A 12012-nucleotide genomic window follows, 5' to 3' on the forward strand; every position below is an offset into this window, starting at 1 on the left:
AAGATTAAAAACATACTATACATTATATATAATTTATCTATAGTTAAAATCGGTGCAAATGAAATATCTTGCCGGACTATCAGACTATATTAAAAACAACAACATGAGTAGTCCGACACAGGTACCTTATAAAAGTTTTGTGCAGATAGACCGGCAGTCGGGCACGCCCGTTTATTTACAGATAGCCCATCAGCTGATCAACGCCATCCAGCGTGGCTTCCTGGTCACCGGCACCCGGCTTCCGGGTACCCGGGAGTTTTGCGAACTATTGGGCGTTAACCGGAATACCATCGTGGCGGTATATGAAGAGCTGGACGCCCAGGGCTGGGTGGAAACACGCCCGAATAAAGGCACTTTCATCATCGGGAAAACAACCACACGGCCACAGAAAATACGCAGCGCCCACGAAAATCAGCTGGCGCACTATCCCCTGGTGACAGGCTTCTCTTTCAAAAAGAGCAACCTGTTAGACAATCCCTTTGAACACTCTTCCTGCGAATATGTGTTCAACGACGGCACACCGGATATACGGCTTACCCAGATCAATCACCTGTCCAGCTTATACAGCGCTAACCTGAAAAGGAAAAGCAACCATAAAAAACTGGGCTACTATAACCACGATGGCAGCGAGTTTTTTAAACAGCACCTGTCCAATTACCTGAACCAGTCGCGCGGACTACACATTTCAAAAGACAACATCCTTATTACCCGCAGCACGGAAATGAGCGTATTCATCACTTCGGAAATATTACTCTCGCCCGGTGATATTGTGCTGGTGGGCGCGCTCAGCTACTTTTCGGTGAACATGATCTTCCAGAAATCAGGCGCCCGGATCATGCCGGTGCCCATCGACGACGAAGGCATTGATGTAGATGCTGTGAGAACCATTTGTCAGCATCATAAAATCAGGATGCTCTATATCACGCCACATCACCACTACCCTACCACCGTTACGCTCAGCGCTGCCCGCCGCATTGCCCTGCTGCACCTGGCCAGCGAATTCGGGTTTATCATACTGGAAGATGACTACGATTACGATTTCCATTACGACAATAGTCCCGTGCTCCCCCTCGCCAGCGCCGACAGCCATGGCATGGTGGTATATACCGGCGCCTTCGGAAAATCGCTGGCCCCGGGATTCAGAACGGGATTTATTGTAGCACCCGAAAACCTGATGGTCGAAATGCGGAAACACCTGGGCATTATCGACCGCCAGGGCGATGTACTGATGGAACAGGTATTGGGAGAGATGATTGAAGCAGGAGATATACACCGCTATCTAAAAAAATCACTGAAAGTGTACCAGGAGCGGCGGGATCATATTGTAGACATCTTACAGGAACAACTACACGAATTCATCGACTTTAAAAAACCAGCCGGTGGGCTGGCGGTATGGACAAAGTGGAAACAACCGATTAACTTATTGCAATTGAGTAAAGCCTGTGCCAGGAATAACCTGTTTATACCTAAAACATTATTATACCAGCATAAAGACCTTACTGCTATGCGGCTGGGATTTGGCCATTTCACGCTACCAGAGGCAGAAAACAGCGTGCGGATATTGCGTCAGGGGGTATTGGAGCAATGGCGTCATCATGAATGACCAATGGCTTTCCAACGCCGGCCCGAAGGCCAGCGTTGGTGTATACCTGCTGCTTATGAGAAATACTTAAAGCCATTGTATATGGTTGGTAGGACAAATCAGTTAGATAATACTTTCTGCAACATTTCTTCCAATGCCGCGCCCCGCAGGTATTTGCCAATGATCTTACCATTGGGGTCTATAAGAAAATTCATAGGGATGGCATTCACCTCGTACAGTTTTGCCGCTTCATTTTCCCAGGCTTTCAGGTCTGTTACCTGGGTCCAGGTTAAACCATCTTTTTCGATGGCCGCCAGCCATTTATCCCGGTCGCCGCTTTTATCGAGCGATACGCCCAATACCGTGAAGCCTTTGTCTTTATAGGCATTGTAAGCCTTTACGACATTCGGGTTTTCTCTCCTGCAAGGGCCGCACCACGATGCCCAAAAATCGAGCAGTACATATTTGCCTCTGAAATCAGACAGCTTCACCGGCTTACCATTTACATCGAGCTGGGTAAAATCCGGGGCGATGGCGCCTTCCTGGGTTTTCTTCACTTTGGCAATCCGCTCCTGTAATTCCATTCCCAGGTCGGATTTCCGGATAGCCGGGTCCAGTTCATTGAAGTTCTTTTCTGCTGCTATCGCATCAAATTCAGGAGGCAGCGTAGAGTTAAAAGCCATCAACGCCATATACTTACCCGGGTTGGCTTTCACATACTTCATTTTCACCGCAATGATTTCCGATTGTATATCGTTGGCCCTTCGATCCAGGCTGGATATGTAAGCGGTATCCTTTTGCTTTTCCAATGTTTGCGCCTTAAACTCATCGTTCAGCAAACCGTACTTATCATAGTAAGGCTTCAGCAAAGCGTTGATCTTTGTATTATCGTCGTTCACCGGGCTGCCGGTGATCACGGCATTCCTGATCGAATCTCTTGCGGCAATGGTGATCGTTCTGTCTTCAATGAGGAAGGGCAGGATATCGTCCTGGTGACGGGTAGTAGGATCTTGCGGCAGGTTGTTGTGGTTCACTATAATATGTGCTTCCTTTGGCGCTCCCACGGTACCGTGGAATACGAACTTTCCACCTTTCATGATGGTAGAATCGATCTTCCGTTCTCCATTTACCTTGTAAGTCAGGAAGGCCTTTACAGGCTCCTTGATATTACTTACACTTCCCTTAATGGTATAGGCTTGCTGGGCACAGGTAACGATGGGTACACTCAGTGCGGCCAGTATCATGATTTTATTGTAACGCATGGTTTGTCTTTTTTCCTGGTCAATATTATTTCTTTCCTTTTTTTGCCGGCGCCGCCTTCAGTTGCTGCGCATAGCGTTCCGGCTGCTGCAGCAATTGCAGGGCTTCCTGGAAGCTGGCATTGTCGGTATTCAATACCTGCAGGTAATAATCATTTCCTGCAAAGAGCTGACTCGCCAGCTGGCCTTTCAATTCGAGCGACAATAAGCTGATGATCCGGTTCTTTGTTCCGGGTTGCAGTGTCAGTCCCGCTTTTTCAGCCGCGCCTACTACCTGTTGTACCAGGTAATCCGGTACAGTATACTGCCGGTTGAATGCTTTAAAATCATGGTAGCTGGACAACAACGCCGCACGGTTGCTATCGAGGTAATCGAACGTAATTTTACCGGTAAGGTTATGATCTGATATATCCTGCAGCCAGCCGTTGTATTCCACGGTATCTATAGGAATAAATTTATCCGGCATAATACCTCCACCACCGAATACGGTACGTTTATTCGTCAGCGTGGTATATTTCAGGGAGTCCGGGAAATGAACGATGTTATCATGCGTTAACTCTCCGCTGGCCAACCGCGTTTGTACGTTATCGTTATAACTGTTACCATGGTAAGGCTTTTGAATAGACCTGCCAGAAGGCGTATAATACCGGGCGCCGGTGAGTTCCAGCACGGAGCCGTCAAACACGGGTACGGGGCGTTGCATCAGGCCTTTACCAAAGCTTCTTCTTCCCACTATTACGGCGCGGTCCCAATCCTGTAAAGCGCCGGTGAGAATTTCGCTGGCGGACGCGGTATATTGGTCGATCAATACGACCAGGTTGCCTTCCATGAAACTGCCGAAGCCACCGGTATAGTAATAGTCCTTTCCTTTATCTTTTCCTACACTGTAAAACACCAGTTTATCTTTCGGCAAAAACTCATCGGCCACGCCTATAGCCGATTGTACCAGGCCTCCCCCATTTCCCTGCAAATCCAGGATCAGGCTTTTCATGCCCTGCGATTTCAGCTGCATAAGCGCTTTATCCATTTCATCCCGGGTAGTTTCACTGAAGATGCGTAACGAAATATACCCTACCTGGTCATTGACCATATAGGCCGATCTTACTGACCTGTCGGCTACAATACCCCTGACGATTTCCGCGGAAAACTTCTCCCCATTGGATTTGCGCAATACTTCCAGGGCTACCGGCGTTCCTTTTTCGCCACGAATCTTTTTCATAATGGCGAAGTTGGTAGCGCCGGTAACGGTGGCTTTATCGATGGCTATGATCCGGTCGCCCGCCTGCAAGCCGGCTTTCTCTGCCGGACCGCCGCTCACCACCTGGGTTACATACAGGCTATCGTGCTGCATCATAAACTGGATGCCTATGCCGGCAAAATTACCTTTCATAGCTTCCTGCATCTGCGTCGCTTCCTCACTGGAGAAATAGCGGGAATGCGGGTCCAGTTCGCGCATCATACCTGCAATGGCGGCATTAACCAGCGTTTCATCGGTCAGCGAATCCACATAGTTTCCCTGGATCGCTTTCAACGTTTGCCAGAGCTTCTCCTTCGGATTTACCTGTGCCTGAAGGGAACAGGAAAGCCCTGCCAGGCCAAGTGTTATAAACACATATTTTTTCAGCAACATTATTTTTCTGCTTTTAAAAGTTCAATGGCATAGCTCAGTTCATCTACCAGTTTGCTGGGGCTGCCGGAATATCCTTCCGCGGTATAGCGCATCACGCCATCTTTGAGGATCACTTTCCGGGGAATGGCAGAGGACTGGAAGAAGGGCACAAATGTTCTGAATACCTGGTCCTGCTCCCCTGTTTTTTTATTCACCGCATCGTGCAGCAGATGAAAGCGGAAGCCTTCCTGTTTTACATAGCCTACCGATTTCTCTTTATAGTTGCCGGTTTGCATGGTACCTACCATGTACACGGCTACCTGCGGATCGTTGGCATACTTATCTACCAGCATCTGCATACCGGGAAATGCCGCGATACAAGGCTTACACCAGGTAGCCCAGAAGTCGAGCACCACAATTTTATCGTTCCAGTCGCTGGACCGTACCATATTGCCTTCCGCATCTTCCAATGCAAAAGGGATATACTCCTGGTTTGTCAGGTTTGCTTTCACCGCCGCTTTCAGCTCATCCTGCTCTGTCACCGATTTCAGCGAAGCCAGGTATTTATCGTAGGCGCCCGGCGTTTTATCTTTTGCGGTGTATAAACTTTTCAGGGTTTCAAACATATGGGCTGTCATGGCATTGGCTTTCACGCAATTTTCCAGGAATGGCTGTATGGCTTGCTGGTCGCCTGTTTTCTGCAGGATATCCAGGTGTTTGTTATTCAGGTCTGCTGTTCCATAGGTGCCTTTAGGAGACCGGTACCTGAAATATTCCTTTGCCGCAGCATACTGTTTCTCATCGTATAATAACGAGATATGCGTTTCCAGTTCGTTATCCAGTTGCTCGCTGGCATTGGCGGCCGCTTTCTCTACATTGAATACGCCGGCTTCTTCGTAGGAGCGGTCGTTTACTTTTTTTATCAACTCATTGATCAGTGCTGTCGACATCCTGGTGAGGGTATCACGGCCTACCGTTTTGAAGACATAGGCCCGCATGATATTCCAGCGGTATATTTCATTTTCTGTTTTAAAATTAAGCGGCGAGCAAAAGGCGATCAGCTTATCAAACTGCCGCGTGTCCATATAGGCTGCCCCTAATTGGCGGTGAATGCTGTAGTAAATAAATTCCTGGTCGGTAGGATGCGCCTTCCAATCAGCGTAAGGAAATGTTTCCAAGAATTTTTCGGAGGTCGTTGTCATTTCCTCCAGGGTTTTGGTGGCCAACACTTTATGGAAAGTAGTCAACCGCGCCAAAGCACCCTTGGGATACTTGTTGATCACCAGCCCGAGCAATTCGGCGCCACGGATAGTATCCTTTAGTTGAAACTGGTAATACCGCTGGATATCTCCCAGCTGTTGTTCTGTCAGGTCTTTCCGCTTCACCAGTTCTTTTGGGTCGGCGTTCCGGTAGGGCTCATACTTCTGGGCAACCACTGTAGTAATTCCCAATAGCAGGCAGCCTGCGAATAAACTTATTTTTCTTCTCATAATTTTTATCGTTGGTTCTGGATAATCTCTGGGTTCAATTCAATATTCTTAGGCGGAATAGGATATACATAGCGGTCGCCCGGCACCAGCGTATAGGTAACGCCTTTGAATACACGGGTGACGGTTTCCGCCAGTGCTGGCTCTACGCTTAGTCTGCGCTGATCGAACCAGCGCAGCCCAGTGCCAAACAATTCCCGGCGTCTTTCGTCGATGACTATACGAAGTGCGGCATCGCTGGTAGCAGCAGTGAGGGCGGTATATTGCGCCGGGCGGAAACGTTTCTGCCGCAGTTTATTCACCAATGCCAGGGCTTCATCTGTTTTACCAGCCCGTGCCAGGCCCTCTGCCTGTGTAAGCATCATTTCTGGTACCGATACGCCTACAGTGACATTATCGCCCATGAAAAGGCGGTCGCGGTACGAGCCCCTTCCTGTAAACGATGGCTGGAAAGTGTTGCCCCCACGGGTAAACAGCTGGTAGCGCAGGTCTTCCGGCGCAAACTTATTCACCAGCACGGTGCTCAGCGGCAAATCGATATAACCCGGTTTAGACGCTGTTTTAGACATCAGCACTTCGGGGTTGTCGAGGCGGCGGGGATAGGTTTTGGTCCCATCGGCATAATCGTTCAGGTCTAAGAGCGTATTGTATGCAGCCAGTGATTTGGCGGCATAATCGGCTGCCTCGCTGTATCGTTGCATATACAGGTAGGTTCTTGCCAGCAGCGCATAAGCGGCTGCTTTGCCCGGATGCAGCCTGTTGGATGGGTTGTCGGGTAACAGTGGTAATGCCTGGTTTAAATCGAGGATGATCTGGTCGTACACCTGTTTCACGGAAACCCTGTTGAGCGCTACCAGCAAGTCGGGCTTCAGCAATAAAGGCAGTCCCGGATCGGTAGTGGCATTGGCCGTATTGTACACCCGTGCGTACAGGTTTACCAGCGTGAGATAGGCGGAGGCGCGCTGGGTTTGCGCCTCTGCGTATATGCGTTGCTTTTGATCCGCGGTGCCTTCTGTGCTTTCCATCACGTTGGCGGTGATCTGGTTACACACGTAAACCTGGTTATACAGCTGGTCCCATCCGGCATCACTCTGATCGGAGGTATAGTAGTCAGCTGCCCAGGTATAAATATTATCGGCTCCCCTGTTGAGCAGGGATTCCAGGTTGGTATTGGTTCCCAGGTTGATGTCATCGCTGGACAACATAGGCAGGCTGGCGGAAATTTCGAACAGGCTTACGTTGTTGAGCAGGCGTTGATAATCGGCAGTATATTTAAACTGGCGTTGGTTGGGCTGGTCCACTTCCACAAACTTACGGCAGGAGGTAGTTCCCATGGCCAATACCAGCAGCGCGATACAAATACGTTTCATTGTCATGTTAATCATTTTTCCGGTGTTAGAAAGAAGCGTTCAGGCTCATGAAATAGCTGGGAGCAGGCGGCAGGTTGGTATAGTTGGTACTCATGGCGTACTGCGGATCTATGCCTGCTTTATTCTGCTTCCAGATGAGTCCCAGGTTCCTCACGGCGAAGCTCATGCCCACTGATTTTATCATCATATGCGACAAGGCTTTAGCCGGCACCTGGTATCCCAGGGAAATTTGTTGCAGCCGGATATTGCTGGCGCTTTCCACCAGGAGATCCGACATCTTGTACCGGTTGCTGCTGTTGAAATTTACATTGGCCAGGCCTGGCACATTGGTAAACTGCTCATCGCCGGGTTTGCGCCAGCGGAGCGCCAGGTCGCGCTGGGTACCAATCAGTCCATAGTAATTGTTAGTGGCGTAGTCTGGATAGTTTTCTATCGACAGGCGACGGAATACATGTCCCATTTCATAGGTGATGCGTACCCCCAGCGTAAATGACTTGTAGTTAAATTCGTTGAAGAAGCCGCCGAAAAAAGGTGGAGTGGTACGTCCCATATACACGAGATCATCGGCGGTGATTTGGTTATTACCCATATCGGCATTGATAATCTTCCCATCTTTGGTATATACCTGTGAACGGCCTTTATTATCCAGTCCTGCCCAGCGATAAGCATACATATAATCCTTGGGCATTCCTTCAATGGGCGTGCTGCTGGCTACGGCTATGCTACTGGTAGGGTGGGTAAAGCGGGCATCTGTTACTTCGTTGGTATTATAGGCAAAATTGAAAGTGGAACTCCATCCAAATTGATGGCCACGGATAATATCTCCCCGGATCCCCAGGTCATATCCATGCCCGTTCATGCTGGCGGCGTTATAGTACAGGTTCGTCCAGCCGTAAGTACTGTTCACGGGGAAGTTCCATAAGATATCTGTGGTTCTTTTCCGGTAGGCGTCGGCACTGATATGCAGGCGGTTGTTGAAAACATCCATGTCTACGCCCAGGTTCCAGGTCCTGGTGAGCTCCCAGCTGATCTGGTTGTTGGCAGGCGACAATACATTACCATAGGGTTCACGGGTAACGGGGTCCAATCCTCTCAGATCCAGCAAAGCGGCATTGCTGGCGCTCATAGGTACGGAGCCGCCGGTTCCGTACGTGAGGCGCAGGTTTAATTTGTTAAGCCAGTTAACCGGCTTCATAAAGTCTTCCGACGTAACATCCCACTTCACACCGGCGCTCCACAAGGGTTTGGCGCGTTGGCTGCGGGAAGCGCCTGCCAGGGTAAAATCGTCAAAACGGACACTTCCTGATACAATGTACCGGTTGCCCATCATAGACAAGGCGCCGTTACCATAGTAAGAAAGGAAGCGGTTGATAGACCGTCTGATTGCTCCATCTGAAAAGCCCAGCTGTGTAGTCCATCCCATCACCGTTTTATAGTATGCATTCGGATCCCAGGAGGAGGAGGAGTAGGTATCGTTATCAAATCCATACCGGGTTTGCTGGTAGCCGGTACCTTGGTCTTCCCGGATTTCCGTTCCTGCCAGCGCGTTGAGCGCAAATTTATCACCCCATGATTTATTCACATTTACCTGTCCGCGTAAGCCATAGTTAAAGGTATTTTGGGTAGTATTCAACATTTTACCACCGAAGGGCACACCATATACCAGGCGGCCATTTGCGCCCATAGTCGTTCCTGTATTTACCAACACCCTGGTATCATAACTATTCAGTTCATCGAGCATCGTATTTTCCGCCAGGTTGCGTTGCAGGGTACCTGCTACGCTTACATTCACCCAATCGGTAATTTTTGTATTGATGTCTGTTGTGAAACGATAACGATTTTCTTTATAGGCATAGTTGCTGTAGTTCAGCTCCTGTAGCGGGCTATAAGTCCAGGGAAGGTAGCCTTTGCTGAGGAAGTCGGCCGCCACTTCATCGCGGTAATCGATAGAGCGGGCAATAGGGTGACCGGAGGCATCCTGCAATAATTCATAGGGACGCAAGCCCAATCGTCCGTTACCAATGGCATTCAGTGCGGCGGTATTGGAGATGCTGTTAGTATAGTTATAATTGAGGCCAGTGTTGATCGTTACCCGGTTGTTGAACAATTCGTTGGTCAGGTTGGCGTTGATAAAATACCCTTCACTTTTATTATTTCTGAATACCGGTACATCTTTAGTATAGTTGGTAGATACATAGTAAGTGCTATGCTGACCACCACCGGAAAATGAGAGATTGTATTGCTGGGAAACGGCGCGTTGCAGCAGCAGGTCGCGGATTTGCCCACGGTTATCTATTTTGCTGAGGGCCGACAGGGCGGAGTCGCGCTGGTTAGCAGTAGCGGTACCACGGTCTGCTTTAAACATCCATTCGAGTGCTTCACTTACTGGCTTATTCTGGTTGAAAGTCATCCAGCTATTGTCCCATACTGCGGGGTCGGAGAAAAATCCCAGTCCTTTCATTTCCTTTTCCAGGTCAATGTATTCCGCCGTGTTCATGCGATTGAGGTTCTTCATGTTGGCGGGGTTGGAGATACTCAGGTTGGTGCCGAAGTTTACCTGGGAGGAGTTCTTTCTTCCTTTTTTGGTGGTGATCACAATCACGCCATTAGCTGCCTTGGCGCCCCAGATGGAGGTGGCGGCGGCATCTTTCAGGATGGAAATGGATTCAATGTCTTCGGGGTTATAGCGACTTAAAACAGATCCTCCGCTGGCAAGTCCGTTGCCTACCCTTGTCAGGTCCTGGTCTACTGCGGGAAATCCGTCTATTACAATCAATGGTGTGGATCCGTCGCCGGCGCCCAGGGTATTGGAACCCCGTATGCTGATCTTATTATTTCTAACGTCGAAACGTACGCCTGGCGCTACGCCTTCCAGTCGCTCCATTAAGTTCACAGCCGGCACTGTTTTGATCTGCTGGCTGGTAATTTGTTCGAAAGCGCCGGTGGCTCTTTCTTTGGGCAAAGTTTGATAACCGTTGGATACAACGTTTACTTCCTGGAGTTGATGAATATCTTCCTCCATTTGTGCGTTTATCACCACTTTATCCCCCACTTCTATTTTCAGGGGTACCATGCCTACGAATGTGAAAACGATGGCATTGGCCTTTTCTTTCAGGCGTAGTGTATACCTGCCATCGCTGCTGGTGAGGGAGCCAAACCGGATGGCGTACCCTTCCGGGATAACGGTAACGCCTACCAGCGGATGGCCTTTCTTATCTGTTACCACACCGGTGATGGTTTGTATATAATCCGGTTCAGGGGCATCGGCCGATGATTCCGCGGGGATTACATCCGGGCTTTTTGCCGGCCGGTTATCTTTAATGATGGTATAGTAGTTTTCCTGTACATAGAGGAAAATAAATCCTTTGCTGTACAGTAGCTCCTTCAGCAGGGCTTCTACCGGCTCTTTCTTAGTGAGCGGGCGTTTCAGGCTCACGTAAATATTATCCAGCAGGTGCTCTTCGTAGGAGAAGCGGGTGCCGTATACGGCTTTTACTTCTTCCAGTGCCGCTTTTAATTTTACGGGCTGTTGTGCAAATAGCCTCCCTGGCAGTGCTGCCAGGAGGCAACACATGACAAATAACATTCGTTTATACATGCAACTAATTTTGGCTGATAGTTAAATGATTTGCTTGTTGACTGATTTTAAGATTAAATACCTTCCTGATAACAAAAAGGATGTCGTTGGCATTGGCGGCAGGCACTGTTCCGGTAAGCCGTTTCTGTGCGAGTGCCGGTGTTGCTAAAGTGATCTGATACCCATAATTATCTTCCAGTACGTCGAGTATTTCCTGGAGGGTATAGCCGTCCAGGTCTAGTTCGTTGGCGGTCCACGCTTTATTAGCGGGCGCCTTTCTTTCCATGGCTGTCAGCATTTGTTTGCTGCTGTCGTACATAAATGCGTCTCCGGGCCTGAGTATTTTGACAAATGCGCCGGCGCCTTTCTTTTCAATCCGGAGGCTACCTTCCAGCAGGGATATTTCGGTGATGCCGCGGCGGTTCCTTACATTGAACTTAGTGCCTAGTACCGTGAGGGAAAGATCGCTCACATGTACCTGGAATGAATCGGATTGTTGCAGCCTGTTTTTAATGGCTACATGTTTTACTTCAAAGTAAGCTTCTCCATTCAGCCATATCTCCCTTGGTTTATCTGTTTTCCAGGAGCGAGCGTAGTGAATAGCAGAGTTTCCGTTTAACGTTACCATCGATTCATCCGGCAATATCACCTGTTCATGTTTTCCAAAGGCGGTGCTGAAGGACTTTTCCCCGTGAGTGGCCATTTCCCGGATGGCTACCATGAACAACAACACGGCTGCAGCAGCGGCTGTCCATTTGGCTACCAGTTTCAATGGCCTGTAATAATGTTGCTGCCGGTGCTCATCAACAGCGATGTCGTCGGCAATTTTTTTCCATAGCCGGGATTTGTCTGTACCAGGATGATAGGCCGGTTGCCTGTTGAGGAGCAATATCCAGGTGCGGGCTTCTTCCATGGCGACCCGCTTATCCGGATATTGCCCGGATAATTGCTCCCAATAAGCGATCGCGACATCGTCCCACTTCAGTATATGATGAATAAACTGTTCATCATTAAAGAAGGTAGTCGTTGTATACTGCGTATAATCCTGGTGCTGATGTTCCATAGCCGATTATATATACACTGCACTTCGAAATTTTATCCCTTCGCCGGGTTAAAAAATCAATAAAT

7 protein-coding genes are annotated in these 12012 nt (G+C 49.0%); 1 reads left to right on the plus strand and 6 read right to left on the minus strand.

The window, feature by feature from the left end:
* The first annotated feature begins 58 nt into the window (after window positions 1–58).
* Window positions 59–1603 carry a PLP-dependent aminotransferase family protein gene (locus HGH91_RS20470; RefSeq protein ID WP_247651797.1) on the plus strand — a complete coding sequence of 515 codons (1545 nt, stop codon included), beginning with the start codon at window positions 59–61 and terminating at the stop codon, window positions 1601–1603.
* Between the two features lie 98 nt (window positions 1604–1701).
* On the opposite strand, the gene HGH91_RS20475 is transcribed toward HGH91_RS20470, so the two are convergent.
* The 6 genes from HGH91_RS20475 to HGH91_RS20500 are packed head-to-tail and all read right to left on the minus strand — an operon-like array spanning window position 1702 to window position 11947.
* Window positions 1702–2844, minus strand: a complete 1143-nt coding sequence (locus HGH91_RS20475) for a TlpA disulfide reductase family protein (RefSeq protein ID WP_168740675.1) — start codon at window positions 2842–2844, stop codon at window positions 1702–1704.
* A gap of 25 nt (window positions 2845–2869) precedes the next feature.
* Window positions 2870–4471 (minus strand): S41 family peptidase, encoded by a 1602-nt coding sequence (locus tag HGH91_RS20480; RefSeq protein WP_168740676.1) that lies wholly within the window; start codon window positions 4469–4471, stop codon window positions 2870–2872.
* Entirely contained in the window at window positions 4471–5940 is a 1470-nt protein-coding gene (locus HGH91_RS20485; protein WP_168740677.1) for a TlpA disulfide reductase family protein, read from the minus strand. Before HGH91_RS20485 ends, HGH91_RS20480 begins: the two co-directional genes overlap by 1 nt.
* A 5-nt stretch (window positions 5941–5945) precedes the next feature.
* Window positions 5946–7313, minus strand: coding sequence for a RagB/SusD family nutrient uptake outer membrane protein (locus tag HGH91_RS20490; protein ID WP_168740678.1), 1368 nt, complete (start codon window positions 7311–7313; stop codon window positions 5946–5948).
* A 19-nt stretch (window positions 7314–7332) separates the two neighbouring features.
* Window positions 7333–10905, minus strand: a complete 3573-nt coding sequence (locus HGH91_RS20495; protein ID WP_168740679.1) for a SusC/RagA family TonB-linked outer membrane protein — start codon at window positions 10903–10905, stop codon at window positions 7333–7335.
* A 4-nt stretch (window positions 10906–10909) separates the two neighbouring features.
* Window positions 10910–11947: a FecR family protein gene (locus tag HGH91_RS20500; RefSeq protein WP_168740680.1), complete on the minus strand. Its 1038-nt coding sequence runs from the start codon at window positions 11945–11947 to the stop codon at window positions 10910–10912.
* Window positions 11948–12012 lie beyond the last annotated feature (65 nt).

It is taken from the genome of Chitinophaga eiseniae (genome assembly GCF_012641265.1).
Taxonomy (GTDB): Bacteria; Bacteroidota; Bacteroidia; order Chitinophagales; family Chitinophagaceae; genus Chitinophaga; species Chitinophaga eiseniae_A.